Raw genomic sequence first — 19,659 nt, 5'->3', positions numbered from 1 at the left:
ACGCGGAACTGTTCGACCAGCAGCACGTCCCCGTCTTCCTCGGCCAGGATCACTGCCGCGCGGATATTGCGGCTGCGCCCGACATATTCCCAGCGGCCGCGCTTCTTGGCGACGACGTAGCGGCCTGCCCAGACGATTTCCTCGTCTGCATCATGATCGGGTACAGCCATGATCAGACCTCGATCAGCCGGTCGGGCAGTTCGTTGACGTCGTCATCGGCGCGCGGGAATTCTTCAGAGAGCACCTTGCCCACGTCGCGTACGCCCGCGGCAAGACCTTCGGCCAGTCGACCCTGACGAATTTCGGCGAGCATGTCGGCCATGGCTTCGCCCCAGACTTCCGCCGGGACTTTCTCGGCGATCGAGACGTCGGCGACGATCTCTGCCCGGTGCTCGCGCATCGAGAGATAAAGCAGCACGCCGGTGCGGCCATGCGTGCGCCGTTCGGCGCCGACCTTGAAATGGCGCACCGCCGCCTCGCGCACGCGGCTACGCTTGACCGCCGGGGGGACCAGCCAGAATTTGAGCGGCTGCCATAGTTGGATGGCAAGCACCCCGAGGAACTTTGTGAGACCGATGCCGAGTGCGATGGTCAGCACTTCACCCATGGTCCAGTCATGCGTCCAGCCGCCGATCAGCCGGTCGATCTTGCCAAGGGTGAATTCGGGAAACAGCGCAAAGACGCTCATCGCGGTGAAGCTGGCGCCGATCGCCCACCACAGGGCGACGTCGGTATAGCCATCGCTGCGGTCGGCGAGCACGGTGACGATCTCGCCCGAAGTCTCGAGCTCGGCCTGCGCTACCGCGGCCGATACGATATCGTGCTGCTCTGCGGTCAGATATGCCATTACCACCCCCCGGAGGCGCCACCGCCTCCGAAACTGCCGCCGCCGCCGGAGAAACCCCCGCCCCCGCCAAAGCCGCCACCGCCGCCCCAGCCGCCGCCACCGCCCCAGTCATCATGGTCGCTAAGGCCGCGTGCGATCGCCTTGCCGGCTTCCCACAGGATGATGTCGCCAACGGCGCCGCCCAGGCCCGACCGATAGTGCCGCCGCCGCCCGCCGCGGATCGCGGGGAGGACGAAGAACAGGAAAATAAAGACTAGCCAGATGAAGCCGCCAAGCGGGAAGCCGCCTTCGCCTTCGCGGTTCTGTTCGGCCTGCTGGGCGACCTTGGCCGCCTCTTCAGGAGGCAGTTCGAGCTGGCGGATGATCTGGGCGGCGCCCCAGGCGATCCCGCCCGAAAAATCCCCGTCGCGGAAGAACGGCTTCATCCCCTCGATATATTCAAAGGCGAGCCCGTCGGGGATCACCCCTTCGAGGCCGTAGCCGACCTCGATCCGCATCTTGCGCTCGTTCGGCGCGACGATGAGGATGATCCCGTCATTGCGCTCCTTGTCGCCCAGGCCCCAGGCGCGGCCGAGCTGGTAGCCGTAATCCGCGATGTCATAGCCATCGAGGCTGGGCAGGGTGACGATCACGAACTGGCGCTGATTGCGTTCCTCAAAGGAATCAAGCGCCTGGGTCAGTGAGGCTTCGGTGGCGTCGTCGATGATGTTCGCCGCATCGACCACCGGCGCGGTGCCGCGCTCAGGGAAGTCCTGCGCGGCGGCAGGGAACGCGAGTCCCAGTGCCGCCGCAAGGACGATCAGGAAGTGGATGAGCCGGGTCATGGTCGCGGTTCCCCCCGCGGCGGTCAGTTGGCCGCCGGGGCTTCCGATCGCATGTTCAACTCGGGCGCGACTTCGGCACCTTCGCTGACCGCTTCGTAGGGTACCATTGGTTCTGCACCATGGATGATGTTCGCGCCGATCGTGTCGGGGAAGGTGCGGATGGTGGTGTTATACTGGCGTACCGCCTCGTTGTAGTCGCGGATGGCGACGCGGATGCGGTTCTCCTGCCCTTCGATCTGGGTCATGAAGCGGCCGAAGTTCTCCTGGCTCTGCAATTCGGGATATTGCTCGACCGAAACGAGCAGGCGCGACAGTGCGCCGCCCAGTTCGTTCTGGGCCTGCTGGTAGGCCTGCATCTTCGCCGGATCATTGAGATCGTCACCGCTGACCTTGATTTCGGGCCGGGTGGCCGAGGCGCGCGCCTGCACCACCGCATTGAGTGTCGCGCGTTCCTGCTCGGCCGACGAAACCACGATCTGCTCGAGATTCGGAATCAGGTTTGCGCGTTCCTGGAACGCGGCTTCGACATCGGCCCATTTGGCCTTGGCGTTTTCTTCCGCGGCGGGCACCGAGTTGATGCCGCAGGCCGAAAGCGCGAGCGCTGCTGCAGCAAGGATCGATGTGCGGAGGGAAGCGAAACGGGTCATGGGCACAGTCCTCTCGTGGGGATTCATGGAAAGTGTCTTAGTAAGATAGCACGCTTGCGCGCCGGTTCAAGATTAACGCGCCCTTGTCGGAAATCGGTGGTCGTGGCAGGCAGGGGGCGGGTTACAATGGTTTAGAAGGGGTTAGCTGTGCTGAAGGAATTCAAGGAATTCATCGCCAGGGGTAATGTCATGGACCTTGCGGTCGCGGTGATCATCGGTGCCGCGTTTGGCAAGATCGTGACATCGCTAACCGACGAAGTGATCATGCCCATCGTCGGAGCGCTGTTCGGCGGGGCCGATTTCTCGCGCTATTTCTGGCTGCTTTCGGTTCCCGAAGGCTATGAAGGTTCGATGACGGACTATGCCGCGCTCAAGGAAGCGGGCGCTGCGATGATCGGATACGGCAGCTTCGTGACCGCGGTGATCAACTTCGTGATCCTCGCCTTCATCATCTTCCTGCTGGTGCGTTACGCCAAGAAGGCGATGGCCGAATTCGAGGAAAAACCCGCTGCGGAAGCACCCGCGGGACCCAGCGAAATCGACCTGCTGACCGAGATCCGCGACGCGCTGAAGAAATAGCGCGTGCCCGCCTTGGCGGCCGCAGTCACTTCACATTAAGCTGGCGGGGCCTATATAGGTCCTGCCGGTTTCGGCCGGCTATGGCGATAAATTGCGGTGTGCAATAGGCACAACGGACCCGGGGGCAGTACCCGGCGGCTCCACCACCGCAAGCGACGGACCGAATGATCGGGCGCTTGCGATGATGGGGCCGAACTAGGATCGACGTGTGTTGAAAGACATTGTTTTCGCCCGGGCTGAGTAACCCGTTCAAGGCTCAAAACACACAAGTGCCAACGATAACGAAGCACTCGCTCTCGCAGCGTAATGTGATGGGCTAACGCCCTGAAGTTACAAAGCTAAAGCGCGGTTGGACCCACCGGGCAACAGAAGCGGATTCCGGGGCTCCGGGGGTAGCTAGCAACAGAAACCCTCACCTTTCCTGCCGCAGCGGTTGGAGCAGTCCCATGCACATCGTGGCAACGATTGACGTCCCGGACCTCACCAGCGGTATAGAATTCTACGGCAAAGCGCTGGGTTTCACCGAACGCGTTCGCCCTTTCCCCATCTTTGCGGTCATGACCAATGGCGATGCACGGATTGGCCTGATGGCGAAGCATGCCGGTACTAAGCCCGCCCCCGGATCGGATGATACCCGCAGCTACGCGCGGCACTGGACGCCCGTGCATCTCGATTTCCATGTCGATGATTTCGATGCGACGATTTCGCTGGTCGAATTGCACGGCGGGACGATCGAACAGCATGCAGGCGGCGGAAACCTGCCGCGTGTGGCTTTCTGCTGCGATCCATTCGGTCACGGATTTTGCATTATCGGACCGAGCACGGACTCGTCCGCATCCACGCCAGACAGCTAGTCGGGTTTCTCTGCCTCGGCCTTGCGCGCTTCCTGCTCATAGCGGATCGCGTCGAGGATTTTCGCTCCGCCAAGGAACACTGCACCGGCGGTGGCCGCCATCAGCAGGTAGCCGCCGAAACCGGGGAATTGCAGGGTGTAGTTCGCGCCACGGGTCATGGCGCCGAGGGCGAGGGCGTAGATGATCAGATACGCTTCGAAGCGCGTCTTGATCACGAACAGCCGTTTCACCTTCTTCAGCACGCCTTGGCACCGCTCCTTCGTTAACCTGTTGGAGTGCAAATCCCGTGCCAGCCACGGGAATCAGCCGCATCCAATGGTTAATGTATCGCGGAGTGTAAGGTCGGCCGACGAAACGAGTCCAGCGCGTTAACCAGTGGCTACCCGGCTTATGCGAGAACGTCCAAGGATAGGACAGTTAGCAGCGCCTCGCGGGCCTCGATCACGGTCTTTGCAAGGCTGTCCGAACCGATATCGGCCGGGTCGATCTGTTCGGGCCACATTTCCGCAATGACCGACTCCAGCCGCTCGGCCTTGGCTTCATCGAGCAGGAAGCGCGCGTCGACGGTCGTCGGATCGGCCACCACGCGAAGACGCAGGCAGGCGGGGCCGCCGCCATTGGCCATCGACTGGCGCACGTCGACCGGAATCACCTTGCGGATCGGGCCGTTGGAGGCGAGCATGCTTTCGCACCAGCTCCACACTGCCGCGCTCTCGCGGCATTCCTCGGGGACCACCAGCGCCATCTCGCCGGTCGGCAGGGTCAGCAGCTGGGCGTTGAAGAGGTAGGTCTTGATCGCCTCTTCCAGGCTCACCGCGCTTTCGGGCACTTCGACCACCTGCAGCGCAGGGAAGGCTGAAGCGATGGTCTCGCAGGCGACGGCATTGTCGGCAAAGGCGCGTTCGTGGGTGAACAGCACCCGCTCATTGGCGACGGCGACGACATCATTGTGGAACGCACCAGCCGCGATGGCTTCGGGGTTCTGTTCGATGAACAGGCACTTGTCGGGATCGAGCCCGTGCAGGCGCGCGACCGCGCGGCTGGCCTGTTCATGCTGGCGCGCGGGGAAGCGTCCGCCCGGACGGCCATAGACGAAGACCTCGACACCCGCGGCACCGTGGCCCTCGCAGAAACGCATGTGGTTGGCCGCGCCCTCGTCGCCGAAGCTGGCGGGGACAGCATCGTGCACCTTGAAGTGCCGTTCGTCGCCGAAGGCGATCTTCAGCTGGCGCTGCGTGTCGTGCCATTCCTGCCCGCGATGGAGCATGGTGACGAGGTTCGCCGGGGTCAGGTGGCAGCGTCCGTCGGCGGTATCGGGGGCAGGGCTGACCGTGGCCGCATTGGCGGTCCACATCGAGCTGGCCGACCATGCCGCCGCGAGCAGCGCGCGGTCGGTGTGCGCATCCACCGCAAGATCGCGCAGAAGGCCGAAATTCGGGCGCGGCAGGGGCAGCAGGAAACCCTGCGCCAGGCCCCGTTCCATATTGCCGCGCATCTTGCCGATACCCTGCAGTGCCGCGGCGCGGGGATAGCTGGGGTCGCCCTTGTGGCTGGCACTGGCTATGTTGCCCAGGCTGAGCCCGGCGTAATTGTGGCTCGGACCGACGATCCCGTCGAAGTTGATCTCGACCAGCCCGCTCATCGTGCCACGCTCCACAGCTCGTCGCCTTCGCTGACATCCAGCACGTCAGCGCAGTTCGCATCGATGGCAATGGTGCCGTCCTCACGCAGTTCGCGAAGGCCATAGGCACAGCGAAACGTGTCGAGGTGACCGGTCGCGATCAGCGCCTTTTCGCCTTCGACCAGATCGGTAGCCGTCAGCCTGGCAGCCACCGCGTCGCGGATGCTCCGCACCTGGTCGGTGCGTGCGGTCATGGTCGGGCCGCCGTCGAAGATATCGACATAGCCTTCTGCCGCGAAGCCTTCATTCTCGAGCATGCGCATGGCGGCGCGTCCGGTGGGGTGCGGTACGCCGATCACCTTGCGAGCTTCGCTGTTGAGCATGGCGACGTAGACCGGGTGCTTGGGCATCAGGTCGGCGATGAACTGGTTGCCGTTGATGGCATTGAAATAGTCGGCTTCCTGGAAGCCCATCCCGAAGAAGCGCCCGGCGACCCCATCCCAGAAGGGCGAACCGCCGCGATCGTCGATCACCCCGCGCAGCTCGGCAAGGATGCGGTCGGCGAAGCGGCTACGGTGCATCGCCACGAAAAGGTAGCGGCTGCGCGCGAGCAACAGGCCCAGCCCGCCCGCGCGTGCGGCAGGATGGAGAAACAGCCCGCCCACCTCGGACGAACCTTCGAGATCGGTGACGAGGTTGAGCAGTTCGGCGCGGACAGTGCGGTCGAGTTCCTGGCTGTGCTGCGTCAGCGTGTTGAGGCGATAGGAATAGAACGGCCATTGCTGGCCAACCATGCTCATCAGCTGGCAGGTGCCGCGCACTTCGCCGGTCTTGCTGTCTTCGAGGATCAGCACGAACTGGTCGTCGCCGATCTCGCCATCCTTGCGGCCGAATGCGGCGGCCGCGCGCTCCAGCTTGCGGCCCAGTGCGGCGCGGTCGGCGGGAAGGTTGGTGAAGCCGCCGCCGGTAAGCTTCGCCATTTCATAGAGGTGTTCGAGGTCGCCGGTATTGGCGGCACGAAGGCGGAAGGTCACAAATGGTCTCCGGTGGAAAGCTTCGCGAGGACCAGCGCGCTCAGGGCTGCGCGTTCCTTCAACGAAGGGACAATCATGAATTCGTCAGGTGAATGGATCGCGCCGCCGCGCACGCCCATAGTGTCGACCACGGGCACGCCGCAGGCGGCGATATTGTTGCCATCGCATACGCCGCCGCTTGGTATCCAGCCGATGGTCTGGCCCAGTTCGGCGCCGCAATCGCGCACCAGGTCGAACAGGCGCTGCGCTTTGGCATCCACCGGCTTGGGTGGCCGGGTGACGCCGCCGTGGCGATGGATGCGAACGTCGCGTTCGGCAGCGATCGTGGCGATCACGCTGTCGAGCTGGGTATCGAAGCGGGTCATCGCTTCGGTCGATTTGGGGCGGATATTGAACCGTACCACGGCGAGGTCGGGCACGACGTTGTTCGCGCTGCCGCCTTCGATCTTGGCCGGATTGACGGTGATATCTTCCGCCGCCAGCGCCGCGATGCGCAGTACTAGGTCGGAGGCGGCAACGATGGCGTTGCGCCCTTCGTGCGGGTTGCGCCCGGCATGGGCGGATCGGCCGTGAATGGTGATCGAGTAATTGCCCGTGCCACCACGCGCATGGGCCAGCGTGCCGTCGGGCAGGGCGCTGGGCTCATAGGTCAGCGCGGCGTATTTCCCCCGCGCCAGCTCTTCGATCAGGCCGCGGCTGGCGAGGCTGCCGGTTTCCTCGTCCGAATTGATCATCACGTCATAGCCGACGCGCGCCGCGCCGGCCGTCGCCTCGAAGGCCCGCAGGGCGTGGAGGATAACGCAGATCCCGCCTTTCATGTCGGCGGTGCCGGGGCCGTTGAGCGTCTGTTCGTCGAGCCAACCGACTTGCTGGAACGAATGGTCGACCGGGAAGACGGTGTCCATGTGTCCGGTCAGGACGAAACGCCGTTCCGCCTCGGGCCGCACGCGCAGCACCATGTGGCGACCGTGCGGCTTGTCGAATTCGCGCCCGTCGGAGGCAATCGCGCTGACCGGCGCCGGATCGACCAGTTCGACCTCACCCGGCAGCGTGGCGAAGGCGTCGGCCAGCACGCCCGCCATGCGGTCGAGCCCGGCGATATTGGCTGTGCCGGTGTTGATCGCGGCCCAATCCTGCACCTCGCGCAGCATGGTGTCGGCATCAATGCGATCGAGCACGGCTTCAGGGGCGCTATCCGGTTTCATGCGCAACGGTCTCTAGCCGAGGCGTGCAATGAGTCCACCCCCGGGCCCTTGGCGAGGTTGCAAAGCGGTGGATGCTTGGTATGGGAAGCCACTCCTCCCCGGGACCGACATTACCGTTCGCCTGATCCAAGAGGAGTTCCATGACCGAATATGTGACGCGCGCCGGGATCGAGACCGATCCTGCCCTGGCCAGTTTCATCGAGACAGAGGTGCTTGCGCCGCTCGGTCGCGGTGTCGACGCGTTCTGGCAGGGTTTTGCCGCGCTGCTTGGCAGCTTCGCCCCGCGCAATGCCGCGCTGCTGGCCAAGCGCGACGACCTGCAGGCACAGATCGACGCATGGCACAAGGCACGCAAGGGCGCGCCCATCGATCAGGACGAGTACCAGGCCTTCCTGCGCGAGATCGGCTATCTCGTCCCCGAACCGGGCGATTTCACCATCGGGACGCAGAACGTCGATGCGGAGATCGCGACCATGGCGGGGCCGCAGCTGGTCGTGCCGATCCTCAACGCGCGCTTCCTGCTCAACGCCGCCAATGCGCGCTGGGGCAGCCTCTATGATGCCTTCTACGGCACCGACGCTCTCGATGCGCCGCCGGCGCGCCCGGGCGGCTATGATGAGGAGCGCGGTGCGGCGGTGATCGCGGCAGGGCGCAAATTCCTCGACGAGGCGCTGCCGCTGGTGGGCCAGAGCTGGGCCGATCTCGCCGACGAGCATGACGGGAAACTGCAGGATGAGAGCCAGTATGTCGGCAAGACCGAAAAGGGCTTGCTGTTCCGCCAGAATGGCCTCCATATCGAAGTGCAGTTCGATCGCGGCCATCCCGTCGGGCGCACCGACAGGGCGGGCATTTCAGACATTGTTCTCGAAGCGGCGCTGACCACCATCTGCGACTGCGAGGATTCGGTCGCGGCGGTCGACGCGGAAGACAAGCTGGCCGCCTATCGCAACTGGCTGGGCGTGATGCGCGGCGATTTGCAGGAGAGCTTCGAGAAAGGTGGCAAGACGCTGACCCGTGCGCTCGAAGCCGATAAGGCTTACGCCGACAAGGACGGTGTCTCGCATAGCCTGCCCGGTCGCAGCCTGCTGTTCGTGCGCAATGTCGGCCACCTGATGACCAATCCGGCGATGCGCTGGGATGGCAAGGAAATCCCGGAGGGGATCCTCGATGCCGTCGTCACCAGTGCGATTGGCGCCCATGACGTCGCGGGGCTTGGCAAGTACGGTAACAGCCGCTGCGGCTCGATCTATATCGTGAAGCCCAAGATGCACGGGCCCGAGGAATGCGGTTTCACCAACGACCTGTTCAATGCGGTGGAGGACCTGCTCGGCCTGCCGCGGCATACGATCAAGGTCGGCGTGATGGACGAGGAGCGCCGCACTTCGGCCAATCTCGGTGCCTGCATCCACGCGGTGAAGGACCGGATCGTGTTCATCAACACCGGCTTCCTCGACCGCACGGGGGACGAGATCCACACCTCGATGCAGGCGGGCCCGATGCTGCGCAAGGGCGCGATGAAGACCAGCGCCTGGCTCACTGCCTATGAGAAGCGCAATGTCGGTATCGGCCTGCGCCATGGCCTTTCGGGCCGCGCGCAGATCGGCAAGGGCATGTGGGCCGCACCCGACCTGATGGGCCAGATGATGGTCGAGAAGATCGGCCATCTGCGTGCAGGTGCCAACACCGCCTGGGTGCCGAGCCCGACTGCCGCGACGCTGCACGCGATCCATTACCATCGCGAGGACGTGTTCGCGGTGCAGAAAGGGCTGGGCGATGTTCCGCCGCTCGACGAGCTGCTGACCATCCCGTTGGCCGACGGCGTGAACTGGTCGGAAGACGAGATCCGTGAAGAGCTCGACAACAATTGCCAGGGCCTGCTCGGCTATGTGGTGCGCTGGATCGATCAGGGTGTCGGCTGCTCAAAGGTACCGGACATCAACGATGTCGGCCTGATGGAGGACCGTGCGACGCTGCGCATCTCTAGCCAGCATATCGCCAACTGGCTGCTTCACGGTGTGATCAGCGAGGGTCAGGTGATGGAATCGCTGCGCCGTATGGCTGCCAAGGTCGACCAGCAGAACGCGGGTGACCCGTTCTACGAACCGCTGCTCGAAAACGAGGGCGGTGCGGCGTTCAGCGCGGCGAAGGACCTGATATTCAAGGGCGTCGAACAGCCCAGTGGATATACCGAGCCGCTGCTGCACGCCTGGCGACGCGTGAAAAAGGCGGCCTGAGCCAGCTTGAACCGCGGACCGGATTGTAGCAGCTTCTTCCCCTTGGTCGGACAAGGGGAGAGGCCATGGCAAACACGGGACAGGCACAGCTGGTGCCGGCGACGGTCAGGAACGACCTGACGCTGGGCGACTTGCGTCGGGCGCTGATGGCGGGGTTCGCCGATTTCGTGGCCACGCCGGCCTACGGACTGTTCTTCGCCAGCATCTATGTCGCGGCGGGGATGTTCCTCTATGTCGCGCTGTTTGAATGGGGGCAGGGCGGTTGGCTGATCCCCATCGCTGCGGGCTTCCCGTTGATTGCCCCCTTTACCGCCGTCGGCCTCTATGAAGTGAGCCGACGCCGGGAGGCCGGCGAACCGTTGAGCTGGGGCGCAGTGCTGCGTTCGCTGGGCGGGCATGGCGACCAGCAGATCATCATGATGGGCGGAATTGTCTTCGTTGCCTTCGGTTTCTGGCTGATGGTGGCGCACGGGATCTTCGCGATCTTCCTTGCCGAGTCCGGCATTGGTTCGGAATCGCTGGCACTGTTTGCCACCCCTATGGGCATGGCCATGCTCGTGGTCGGCTCGGTCGTCGGCGGCCTGATGGCGCTGGCCTTCTATGCCATCACGGTCATCAGCCTGCCGATGCTGGTCGACCGCGAGGTCGACTTCCTCACCGCGATTATCGTCAGCCTCGCCGCGATCCGTTCGAACGCGCGCGTGCTGTTGGTCTGGGCCTTCGTCATCGCGGGGTTGCTGCTCGTCGCGATGATCCCGTTGTTCCTCGGCCTGCTGGTGGCGCTGCCCGTGTTGGGGCACGCCACCTGGCACCTCTATCGGCGGACGGTCGCCGCCGAGGCAGGCTGACCGGCCCTAGTCGGGCATGCCGGTCAGGCCGCTGGCCTCACGCAAGGCGTCACCATCGAGGCGATAGCCGTCGAGGAATACGGTCTCAACGTGGCGCAAATTGGTGATGTCCTGTGAGACATCGCCTTCGACCAGGATCAGATTGGCAACCTTGCCCGGTGTGATCGAGCCGTAATCGCCGTCCATCCCGGTCAGCCGTGCTGGAACGATGGTCGCGGTCTGCAGCGCTTCGGCATTGGACAGGCCGGCCTGTTCGTAGAGCTCGAGCTCGCGGACCAGCTCGAGGCCCCAGCCGTCGGTTCCCGCGACGATCGGCGCACCGGCCTTGTGCAGCCTCCCCACCAGGCCGACCATCTTGTCGAAGCTCTTGCGGAAATCGTCGCGCGTCAGGCCGTCGAACAGCGGATAGCCGGAGATCTTCCAGCCGCGCACCGACCCCGGAGGGGCGACCTTGGCGAAGGGGGCATATTCGGGTGCCAGTGCGGTCCCGTCCGAAGTCATCAGCGGCTCCCACACGGAAAGCGTCGGGTCGATATAGGTCCCGCGCTCCGCCAGCTCGTTATAGAAGGCGGTCATCTCGGGCGAATCGATATCGACGTCCTTGCCGTATTTGGCCGGACCTTCGAGCCGTGCAGCGGTGTTCGACTTGTCGACTACCTCCTGCGGCATGGCCTGCATCATGATGAAGTTGATATGGGTGATTTCGTCGTAGCCGGCGCGCACCGCCTCGATCGGGCGCATCCCGGCAGGGATATGGCCGTGGACATGGAGACCCAGCCTGTGCGCCTCGGCGGCGGCGGATGCGATCCAATCCGGCGTCATCGAGGTGTAGAACTTCACCCCCCACATGCCAGCATCGCTGATCGTGTGGACGGCGTGCATGGTCTCTTCCTGCGATGACACGGTGATCGACCCCTGCCCTGCGAGCGGGTTCTTGCGATCGACGATCACCGACACCTTGCCTTCGGGCGCGAGCAGATCGCCAGCGGCACGGCGCGAGAAGATGCTTTCCGAATCACCGATTTCGGAGCCCGGGCTACGGTAATTGGTGATGCCCGTGGCGACGTTCTGCAGCAGGTTCCAATCGTCGCCGCCGACGTGGAGATGCGCGTCCCATAGGCCGGGGACCAGCGTCTTGCCCGAACCGTCGATCACAGTCGCGCCAGCGGGCGCCTTGATGGACCCGGCCGCGCCGACTGCGGCGATCTTCCCGTCGGAAACCAGTACCGATTGGCCGGTCAGATAGGTGCCTTCGAGCGAATCGAAGGTCATGACGTTCTCGACCAGCGTCGCGGTTTTGTTTTCCGGCTTGAGGAAGTCATGCGCGACCTCCTTGACCATGGCAGCCGTGGCCCGGTCCGAGATATCCTTCAGCTTGAGTGCGTTGCTTTCATAGCCTTCGGGCAGCAGTGACATGCCACCGGCAAAACCAAAGAAGCGGTTGTCCGGCGTGACCCAGAAGGGCGAGGGCGAGAAGCCGTAGCCCTTTGCGAAAGCGAGCCTGACCTTCTCCGCGCCATTCGGTCCCTCGATGTCGGTCTCTTCGCCAAGGGTTACGCTGGCATGGCCCGATGGCAGCAAGTCGAGGCCTTTTTCGCCCGCGGCCAGCAATGCGATCAGGTCACCTTCGCCAGCGAGCCATGGCCCGCCATAGGTTGAGTAGCGCTTTCCCGCGAACGGTGCGGAACCTTCATCGACCGAGGTCTTCCAATGGGCCATCCCGTCCGTGCCGACGGAGAAGCTCTCGCTCGCATCACCGGTATCGGTGAAGCCGCGAATGTCGATTTTCACGGGTGTGCCGTCGGGTCCGTTGACGATGGTCTGATCGGTTTCGGTAATCCAACCGCGCAGGTTCATCGACATGCGATAGGCCATCGCGCCATCCGAGGTCTGCCACGCCCATACGTCGCCGTGCTTTCCCGAGACGGAGACAATCACATAGTGCCGCGCCCCTTCGGGTGCGACCAGCAGGTCTTCCTTCTTGGCCGGTTCGGCCAGTGCGGCGGTCGAAAGAGCTGTGGTGGCGCTGAATGCAAGCAGAGAAGCAGTGACGAATTTGCGCATGAACGATCCTCCCATCGGATGCGGCGCGAAACTGACACCACATGGCACCGGTAGCAACGCGAAACGTTACCTGGCTAGGATGCGGGGCGACCCAGGGCGCGGGCGAGCTCGACGAACTCTGCAACACTGACTGTCTCGGCACGCCGCTGCGGGTCGATGCCGATGCTCTCGGCAGCCTCAACCGCACCGGGAATGCCCTTGAGGCTCTGGCGCAACATCTTGCGACGTTGGCCAAAGGCGGCCTCGGTCAGGCGCTCGAGTGTACGGGCTGATACTGCCTCGGGCATCGTGCCCGGGGTAACGTGTACAATCGCGCTCATCACCTTGGGTGGCGGGGTAAAGGCGCTGCGGTGCACCTTCATCGCCAGCTTCGCCTGCGCGCGCCACTGGGCCAGTACGGCGAGGCGGCCATAGGCCGAAGTGTCAGGTGCAGCGACGATGCGCTGGGCGACCTCCTGCTGGAACATCAGCGTCAGGCTGGTCCATTGCGGGGGCCAGCTTTCGCCGCCAAGCCAGCGCACGAACAGTGCCGTACCGACATTGTAGGGCAGGTTTGACAGCACCGCGAAGGGCTCGCCCCCCAGCAGTTTGCCGTGGTCGAGTTTCAGCGCATCGCCTTCGATCACGCGCAGCTTGCCGGGAAAGGCTTCTCCCAACTCGGCCAGGGCAGGCAGGCAGCGCTTGTCCATCTCGATTGCGGTGACGCGGGCGCCGGCGCGCAGCAGTGCACGGGTCAACCCGCCCGGGCCAGGCCCAACCTCGAGCACTGGTTTGCCGGCCAGATCTCCGGGAATGGCCGCGATCCGGTTGAGCAACTGTTCGTCAAACAGGAAATTCTGCCCCAGCGCCTTCGATGCGCTGAGGCCGTGGCGGGCAATGACTTCGCGTAGTGGAGGCAGGTCAGCCATGGGATGCGCGCCGCGCCGCCATTTCGCCGGCCATGCGAATGGCCGCAATCATCGCGCCCGGATCGGCAATGGCCTTGCCCGCGATGTTGAAGGCCGTGCCGTGATCGGGGCTGGTACGGACGATCGGCAGGCCAAGCGTGACATTGACCCCTTCATCGAAGTCGAGCGCCTTGATCGGGACCAGCGCCTGGTCATGATACATGGCCAGCGCCGCATCATAGGTCGCGCGGGCGCGCGGGGTGAACAGCGCGTCGGCCGGGTGGGGTCCGGTCACCTCCAGGCCTTCGGCACACAGAGCGGCGATGGCGGGGGAGATAATCCGCGCCTCCTCGTCGCCAAACCTACCGCCTTCGCCCGCGTGGGGATTGAGACCGCAGACTGCCAGGCGCGGATTCGCGACGCCGAAATCGCTGCGCAATGCCTTCGCCACGATCCTTGCGCGATGTTCGATCAGTTCCCGGCTCAGCAAGCCCGGGACATCGGCCAGCGCGCAATGCACCGTCAGCGGGACCGTCCGCAGGCTTGGCCCGGCGAGCATCATCACCGCGTCTTGTTCTTGCATGCCGCAGGCCACCGCGAGGAATTCAGTCTGGCCGGGAAAAGTGAAGCCCACCTTTGCCAATTCGCCCTTGGCGATGGGCGCCGTCACCACCCCGGCGGCCTTGCCTTCTCGAGCCAATCGCGTGGCGGTCTCGAGCGAAAAAAGCGCCAGTTCCGCACCCGTCTGATCCGGAGCGCCGGGCGAATAGGGGCAATGGTCCGAGCCGAGCACGGGAAGGGCGTGCCCGAAGATGCTAGCCGCCTGTGCCGGATCGGCGATCTGCTCGACCGGCAAGTTTAGGCCGCGTGAATGGGCCGCCTGCCTTATCACTTCGGCTCCGCCGATCACCAGGAATGGGACCAGCCCCTCGGCGTCGCGCTGAGCCCAGCTTTCGGCGATGATTTCGGGCCCGATCCCCGCCGGGTCGCCCAGCGAAACGGCGAGGGGAGTCATGATGCCCGTCAATTGTACTCGATGTAGGCGTCGTTGCGCAGGTCGCGCAGGTAACGCTGGGCGCGCTTCTGGATACGCTCTTCCTCGAGCTGACCCATCAGCTGGTCAAAGTTCGGGCCGTTCGCGGCCTTGGGATCGTCACGCCCGCACAGCATCAGCACGCGGACGCCTTCTTCGAAGGAGCCGAAGGGCGGGGTGATCTGGCCAACCTGCATTTGCAGCAGGATCGACTGGAGCTGTTCGGGAAGCGCGCGGACCGCAATCTGGTCATTGGCGACGACGGTTGCCCCCAATGCCGCAGCGCCCGATTCGGCTTCGCCGCAGCCGCGCAGTTGTTCGACACCCGCAAGGAAAGTCTCGAGCTGCTGGTTTCGCGTATCCTGTGACGAACCCGGCGCGAAATCGACCTGAATCTGCTTGAGCGAGAGCAGTGCATCGCGCGGGTCCGCCATCAGTACCTGGCGCTTGTCGATCAGCAAGCCGATCCAGTAGCCGCCGGGAATGGCGATCGGGCCGACCAGCTGGCCCGGGCTCATTTCGCGAACCACCGTCTCGAGCGTCGAATTCTTCAGCTGGCCCAGCGCGATCCAGCCAAGGTCGCCACCGACGGCAGCGGTCGAGGCTTCGGAAAACTGGCGGGCATAGGCGACGAAGCTGCCGCCCTGGCGCAGCTGCTCGACGATCTTCTGCGCATTGCTCTCGACCTCAGCCGCAGATTCGGGGGTTGCCGACATGTAGATTTCGCCGAGGCGATATTCGTCGGTGCCGCGGCTCGCCTCAAGGCGCTTGATCAGGTCGTTGACCTCTTCGGTCGAGACATTGACGAAGGGTGCGAACAGGCGGCGCTGGAGGCGCTGCCAGGCCAGTTCGCCATGAATCTGGCGCTTGAGCGAATTGGGCGAGGAGCCGATCGAACGCAGGTATTCGTCCATCGCCGCCGGGCGCTGATCGAAGTTCTGTGCTGCGATGCGCATATAGGTTTGATCGATCTCGGCCTGGTCGATCTCGATTTCCTGCGTCTGCGCCGCCTGGATCTGCAGCGTTTCGTCGATCAGGTTGCGCAACACCTGCATCTTGACCCGCTCGAGGTCTTCTGGGCTCAGTTCCTGCTGGTTTGCCGCCACCAGCAGCGCGGTGCGCTGGTCGACGTCGGTCCCGGTGATGACGAAACCGTTGACCACCGCGGTCGCCTTGCGGACGTTCGGATTGGCACTGCCAATGACGTTGATGTCGTCGGGGATGCCCAGCGGGTTGGTCGCTTCTTGTGCAAAACCGCCGATCGGCGACAGCGCAAGACCCGCTACCGCAGCAAGGGAAATAAGCTTGGAAATCCGGTGTCCGCCCACGTGTGATACCCATTTGCGGCACGCCAGGCGCGCCCGATAAGAAGCCGGCATCTGCCGCCTTGCGGCTTAACCGGAGCTGATTGAGCCGCGGCGGATAGCGCGTTTGCCGTGGACTGCCAACGGTCGCTACTCAGCGAAAGCCCAGATTTCGCAGATTGAAGTAGAGCTGGAAGGTGTCGCCGCGCCGCGCGTCGCCCGAAGTGATGTAGTCGCGACGCCAGGTCAGGCCCATCTCCAGGCAGTCGTCGGCATAGGCAACACCAAGCCGCGTGCGGATCGGTTCGAAACCGTCGGACGACAGCGTCGGATCTTCGCGCCTGTCGGTGAGGTTGAACACACCCGATCCGAACACCGACCAGTAATTGGCAAAGGCGATGCGCACCGCGCCGCGCAATTCCTCGCGATCCTGCAAGTCTTCGACCTGCGTGATATCGCGGTTGAGCCGCAGGTAGCCCAGTTCGACATAGGTACGATTGCTGCCCACCGTGGCGTCTACTTCACTACGGCGGATTGCGAGATTGTCCTTGTCGAGCCGGAAGCGGTGCGTGAACTTGAGGAAATCCTTGTAGCGGACTTCGGTCCGCCCCACGAGGTCGGAGAACTTTTCGGAAAGGCCTGTCCCGTCGGGCAGGATATCGTCCTTCGACGACAGGCGATACGACTGGCCGAGAGTGGTCTTGATCTCCCAATCGGGAATGCGCAGCTGCCAGTCGAAGCCGTAAGTGGCCCGGGCGCCGTCTTCCACCCGGTCATATCCGGGGAAACGGTTGAGCGCGAAGAGGTTGGAATCTTCCAGATCGATCGCGCGGGCGTCTTCGTTGGGAATGGCCAGGTTGCGAACCGGTGGCGTGGCGACCAGCTGGACGCGCGGCGTGAAGACCTGTTCGCCGCCCAGGAACTGGCCGACGAAAGGCCATTGGACGTCGAAGGCACCCAGCGCGACTGCGCGCCCCTGCCAACCGGCATCGCCGCGATAGGAAGCAGTCGAGGTCAGCAGGTTTTCGTCGGAGTGATAGACGTCGCCGCGCAGCAGGCCGGTTACGGTGACCACCTGCCCAAGCCCAGTGACCCCGCTGATATCCCACTGCGCGCGGGCGAAGGCACGCTGCGTGTCCTGGCCGATGTCGCGGGTGATCGCCAGCGTGTTGGCCTGCAATTCAACCCTGCCGCCCAGCACCGGATCGTCGATCCGGCGGCGATAGTCGATTACCGGCAGCGCGACGGGAACTTCGCCCTGGAGCTGGTTGAGCCGCAGGGTCTGGGTCGCCCAGCCGGCAATCGAGAAATAGCTGTTGTCGTCGATCCGCTCGAGATTCAGCGTCGAGCGCAGGCGATCGTCGCGGCTGATATCGTAGCGCCGCAGGAAGGTTCTGTCTGATGCTCGCCGGATCGAGCCGGTCAGGCTCCATTGCGGATCGAACTGCAGCTTGCCGTTGGCGAATACATAGCCGCGCAGGTCCTTCTCGCTCGTTTCGGCTCCGGTGAATTCCGAAATGCGGCGGCTGTGCGTGACATAGCCGGTGATCTGGTAGGCGCCCTTTTCCGCCAGGTGGCGCCACTGCGCGGCGACCAGCGGTGCTGCCTCGGTGTAGAGGTGCGTGGTGAGCGTCAGGTCCTTGTTGTCGCCAAGTCGCACATAATAGCTGCCGCTGACTTCAACGCCGTTGCTTTCCGACACGCGCAGGTCGGGGACCAGGAAGCCCGATACCGCGCCGCCATCGGTGCGCACCGCCAGGCCGGGAAGCGGCAGCAGTCGCAGGCCGAACAGTTCAAGGAAGGCACCGCGAAAACTGATGCGGCGCTGTGTCGGATCGTAGATCACCCGCTGGGCGGTGATCCGCCAGCTGGGATCCTTGGGGCAGCCTTGCGGGTCGACTACCGAACAACCCGAATAGGCTGCCTCGCTCAGCGTGACCGTCCCATCGCTTTCGCGCATGCCCCGGTTGGCTGCGAGACGACCGCCCTGGCGAAGCGCGAACAGCAGATTGTCCATTGCCCCCGCTTCGAACTGGTCGGTCAGCTCGATTCGGTCGGAGAACAACTGGTTCCCGTTTTCATCGACGAAACGAACCCGGCCTTCCGCCAGGATTACCCCCGAAGCGCGGTTCCAGCTGACCGAATCGGCGCGCAGCGAACGATCGCCGCTGCGCAGCACGACATTGCCCGTCGCGGTGACCACATCGGCATCCGAGTCATATCCCAGGATGTCCGCTTCAAAGGCGATTTCGCGGCCCAGCTCGGCAATCGGCGAGCTGTCGGCAGTCTCGGTCGAGCTGTCCGGTGGGGGTGCGTTGTCAGAAGCTTGCGCTGCCAAGGGCGAGGCACTCGCGAGCATCGCGGCAATAACGAAGGGGCGTGCGGCCAGCCGGCTGGCTGAAATAGCTGTCTCGGCGGGCAGGAGCATGCCTTGCCTATCGCACCGGCCACGCCTAATCGCAATCGCCATCCGACGGGCGGCGCCATGTTCGGGCGCGTCGCCCCTAGCCATAATTTCGGGAGAACCCATGCACATCCAGTTTAGTCAGACCCGTCCGCAAACGGCGCGCCTTCTTGCCTATGTCGTCGACAAGGGCAAGCTCCCCGAAGGTCTTGAGCGTGCACTTGTCGAAGGGGCTGAGGCTGCGCGGTTCAAGGGCGGTGCAGGCCAGCTGTTCGAAGGCTTCGCAGAACGCGATGGTGCGGTGGTCCGTATCGCGCTGGTCGGTGCGGGCGAAAAGGGCGACGATGCGCGTGCGATCAATCTTGAAAAGGCCGGCGCAGCGCTGGCCGGCAAATACCAGAGTTCGGGCGAAACCGAATTGGCGCTCGAAATGGCTGGCTCCAGTCTTACAGCGGCAGAACTGGCTTCGGTTCTGACCGGCTTGCGCCTGCGCAACTGGCGCTATGACATCTATCGCACCCGCATGAAGGACGAACAGAAGGTCACGCTGGGAACCGCCACGGTTGTCGGCGCACCCAAGACCGCCGAAGCTGCCTGGGCCGAGGCCGTCCATGTGGTCGCCGGGGTCGAGTTCGCCCGTGAACTGGCGACCGAACCCGCCAATATCCTTTACCCTGAAAGCTTCGTCGACCGGTGCCGCGCACGGTTCGAAGGCACCGGTGCGCATTTGGTGGTGCTCGATGAAGGGGCCATGGAAAAGCTGGGCATGGGCTCCTTGCTTGGCGTCGGGCTTGGTTCCGAACGCGAATCGCGGATTCTCGCCGTCGTCTGGAACGGCGGCAATCCGGGCGACAAGCCAACCGCCTTCGTCGGCAAGGGCGTGACCTTCGACACGGGCGGCATCAGCATCAAGCCCGGGCCGGGCATGTGGGACATGAAGTGGGACATGGGCGGTGCCGGTGCCGTGGCGGGCGCCATGCTGGCGCTGGTCGGGCGCAAGGCCAAGGCCAATGTCGTCGGCATCATGGGCCTGGTCGAGAACATGCCCGACGGCAAGGCGCAGCGCCCGGGCGACGTGGTCACTTCGATGTCAGGCCAGACCATCGAAGTGCTCAACACCGACGCCGAAGGCCGGCTGGTGCTGGCCGACGCGCTGCATTGGGCGCAGGAAGAGTTCCAGCCTGCGCGAATAATCGATTTCGCCACGCTGACCGGTGCGATGATCATCGCGCTGGGCAATGAGCATGGCGGCCTGTTCTCCAACGACGATACGC

At 64.2% G+C, this 19,659-nt stretch carries 17 protein-coding genes, 1 other RNA gene and 1 pseudogene; 6 read left to right on the top strand and 13 right to left on the bottom strand.

Annotation, left to right across the window (positions count from 1 at the left end; translation table 11 throughout):
- The 4 genes and pseudogenes from AAFM29_RS13945 to AAFM29_RS13930 all read right to left on the bottom strand — a co-directional run.
- Positions 1–170 (bottom strand): annotated as a pseudogene (locus AAFM29_RS13945) (NUDIX hydrolase); the annotation flags it as partial.
- A gap of 2 nt (positions 171–172) precedes the next feature.
- Positions 173–847, bottom strand: coding sequence for a hypothetical protein (locus AAFM29_RS13940; RefSeq protein WP_341713395.1), 675 nt, complete (start codon positions 845–847; stop codon positions 173–175).
- The gene (locus AAFM29_RS13935; protein WP_341713394.1) at positions 847–1,671 is read right to left on the bottom strand and encodes a TPM domain-containing protein; all 825 of its coding nucleotides are present in this window, start codon (positions 1,669–1,671) and stop codon (positions 847–849) included. Before AAFM29_RS13935 ends, AAFM29_RS13940 begins: the two co-directional genes overlap by 1 nt.
- A gap of 23 nt (positions 1,672–1,694) precedes the next feature.
- A complete protein-coding gene (locus AAFM29_RS13930) occupies positions 1,695–2,318 on the bottom strand; it encodes a LemA family protein (RefSeq protein ID WP_341713393.1) in 624 nt (207 codons plus the stop codon).
- A gap of 147 nt (positions 2,319–2,465) precedes the next feature.
- Here AAFM29_RS13930 and mscL point away from each other — a divergent pair, with 147 nt between their 5' ends.
- The 3 genes from mscL to AAFM29_RS13915 all read left to right on the top strand — a co-directional run bounded on the left by mscL (position 2,466) and on the right by AAFM29_RS13915 (position 3,751).
- Entirely contained in the window at positions 2,466–2,897 is a 432-nt protein-coding gene (gene mscL / locus AAFM29_RS13925) for a large conductance mechanosensitive channel protein MscL (protein WP_341713392.1), read from the top strand.
- Positions 2,898–2,922: 25 nt separating this feature from the next.
- Positions 2,923–3,278: a transfer-messenger RNA gene (gene ssrA, locus AAFM29_RS13920) on the top strand.
- A gap of 65 nt (positions 3,279–3,343) precedes the next feature.
- Entirely contained in the window at positions 3,344–3,751 is a 408-nt protein-coding gene (locus tag AAFM29_RS13915; RefSeq protein WP_341713391.1) for a VOC family protein, read from the top strand.
- On the opposite strand, the gene AAFM29_RS13910 is transcribed toward AAFM29_RS13915, so the two are convergent.
- The 4 genes from AAFM29_RS13910 to AAFM29_RS13895 form a co-directional block, all read right to left on the bottom strand.
- Positions 3,748–3,993: a hypothetical protein gene (locus AAFM29_RS13910; protein WP_341713390.1), complete on the bottom strand. Its 246-nt coding sequence runs from the start codon at positions 3,991–3,993 to the stop codon at positions 3,748–3,750. The genes AAFM29_RS13915 and AAFM29_RS13910 overlap by 4 nt on opposite strands.
- A 146-nt stretch (positions 3,994–4,139) precedes the next feature.
- A complete protein-coding gene (locus AAFM29_RS13905) occupies positions 4,140–5,393 on the bottom strand; it encodes an N-succinylarginine dihydrolase (RefSeq protein WP_341713389.1) in 1,254 nt (417 codons plus the stop codon).
- Positions 5,390–6,406, bottom strand: a complete 1,017-nt coding sequence (locus AAFM29_RS13900) for an arginine N-succinyltransferase (RefSeq protein ID WP_341713388.1) — start codon at positions 6,404–6,406, stop codon at positions 5,390–5,392. Before AAFM29_RS13900 ends, AAFM29_RS13905 begins: the two co-directional genes overlap by 4 nt.
- Positions 6,403–7,611, bottom strand: coding sequence for a hydrolase (locus tag AAFM29_RS13895; protein WP_341713387.1), 1,209 nt, complete (start codon positions 7,609–7,611; stop codon positions 6,403–6,405). Before AAFM29_RS13895 ends, AAFM29_RS13900 begins: the two co-directional genes overlap by 4 nt.
- Before the next feature lie 140 nt (positions 7,612–7,751).
- On the opposite strand from AAFM29_RS13895, the gene AAFM29_RS13890 reads away from it, so the two are divergent.
- Complete coding sequence (locus AAFM29_RS13890; protein WP_341713386.1) at positions 7,752–9,845, top strand: malate synthase G; 2,094 nt, start codon at positions 7,752–7,754, stop codon at positions 9,843–9,845.
- Positions 9,846–9,910: 65 nt separating this feature from the next.
- Positions 9,911–10,693, top strand: coding sequence for a DUF2189 domain-containing protein (locus AAFM29_RS13885; RefSeq protein ID WP_341713385.1), 783 nt, complete (start codon positions 9,911–9,913; stop codon positions 10,691–10,693).
- Between the two features lie 6 nt (positions 10,694–10,699).
- On the opposite strand, the gene AAFM29_RS13880 is transcribed toward AAFM29_RS13885, so the two are convergent.
- The 5 genes from AAFM29_RS13880 to AAFM29_RS13860 form a co-directional block, all read right to left on the bottom strand.
- Entirely contained in the window at positions 10,700–12,757 is a 2,058-nt protein-coding gene (locus AAFM29_RS13880) for an amidohydrolase family protein (RefSeq protein ID WP_341713384.1), read from the bottom strand.
- A 74-nt stretch (positions 12,758–12,831) separates the two neighbouring features.
- Positions 12,832–13,665 (bottom strand): 16S rRNA (adenine(1518)-N(6)/adenine(1519)-N(6))-dimethyltransferase RsmA, encoded by an 834-nt coding sequence (gene rsmA / locus AAFM29_RS13875; RefSeq protein ID WP_341713383.1) that lies wholly within the window; start codon positions 13,663–13,665, stop codon positions 12,832–12,834.
- Positions 13,658–14,659, bottom strand: coding sequence for a 4-hydroxythreonine-4-phosphate dehydrogenase PdxA (gene pdxA, locus AAFM29_RS13870; protein ID WP_341713382.1), 1,002 nt, complete (start codon positions 14,657–14,659; stop codon positions 13,658–13,660). The genes rsmA and pdxA overlap by 8 nt, the downstream gene beginning before the upstream one ends.
- 8 nt (positions 14,660–14,667) lie before the next feature.
- Positions 14,668–16,005, bottom strand: a complete 1,338-nt coding sequence (locus AAFM29_RS13865) for a peptidylprolyl isomerase (protein WP_341713381.1) — start codon at positions 16,003–16,005, stop codon at positions 14,668–14,670.
- Between the two features lie 130 nt (positions 16,006–16,135).
- Positions 16,136–18,409: an LPS assembly protein LptD gene (locus AAFM29_RS13860; protein ID WP_341713380.1), complete on the bottom strand. Its 2,274-nt coding sequence runs from the start codon at positions 18,407–18,409 to the stop codon at positions 16,136–16,138.
- A 100-nt stretch (positions 18,410–18,509) separates the two neighbouring features.
- Between AAFM29_RS13860 and AAFM29_RS13855 the strand changes: the two genes are divergently transcribed.
- Positions 18,510–19,659 (top strand): leucyl aminopeptidase (locus AAFM29_RS13855; RefSeq protein ID WP_341713379.1); only part of this gene is annotated, 1,150 nt, incomplete at its 3' end.

Source organism: Erythrobacter sp., from assembly GCF_038133525.1.
Taxonomy (GTDB): domain Bacteria; phylum Pseudomonadota; class Alphaproteobacteria; order Sphingomonadales; family Sphingomonadaceae; genus Qipengyuania.
This window is presented reverse-complemented; position numbering and strand designations above follow the sequence as displayed.

Coding starts and splice junctions, on each gene's coding strand:
- AAFM29_RS13940 (WP_341713395.1), bottom strand. CDS start 847: ATGGCATATCTGACCGCAGAGCAGCACGATATCGTATCGGCCGCGGTA.
- AAFM29_RS13935 (WP_341713394.1), bottom strand. CDS start 1,671: ATGACCCGGCTCATCCACTTCCTGATCGTCCTTGCGGCGGCACTGGGA.
- AAFM29_RS13930 (WP_341713393.1), bottom strand. CDS start 2,318: ATGACCCGTTTCGCTTCCCTCCGCACATCGATCCTTGCTGCAGCAGCG.
- AAFM29_RS13915 (WP_341713391.1), top strand. CDS start 3,344: ATGCACATCGTGGCAACGATTGACGTCCCGGACCTCACCAGCGGTATA.
- AAFM29_RS13905 (WP_341713389.1), bottom strand. CDS start 5,393: ATGAGCGGGCTGGTCGAGATCAACTTCGACGGGATCGTCGGTCCGAGC.
- AAFM29_RS13895 (WP_341713387.1), bottom strand. CDS start 7,611: ATGAAACCGGATAGCGCCCCTGAAGCCGTGCTCGATCGCATTGATGCC.
- AAFM29_RS13890 (WP_341713386.1), top strand. CDS start 7,752: ATGACCGAATATGTGACGCGCGCCGGGATCGAGACCGATCCTGCCCTG.
- AAFM29_RS13885 (WP_341713385.1), top strand. CDS start 9,911: ATGGCAAACACGGGACAGGCACAGCTGGTGCCGGCGACGGTCAGGAAC.
- AAFM29_RS13880 (WP_341713384.1), bottom strand. CDS start 12,757: ATGCGCAAATTCGTCACTGCTTCTCTGCTTGCATTCAGCGCCACCACA.
- rsmA (WP_341713383.1), bottom strand. CDS start 13,665: ATGGCTGACCTGCCTCCACTACGCGAAGTCATTGCCCGCCACGGCCTC.
- pdxA (WP_341713382.1), bottom strand. CDS start 14,659: ATGACTCCCCTCGCCGTTTCGCTGGGCGACCCGGCGGGGATCGGGCCC.
- AAFM29_RS13860 (WP_341713380.1), bottom strand. CDS start 18,409: ATGCTCCTGCCCGCCGAGACAGCTATTTCAGCCAGCCGGCTGGCCGCA.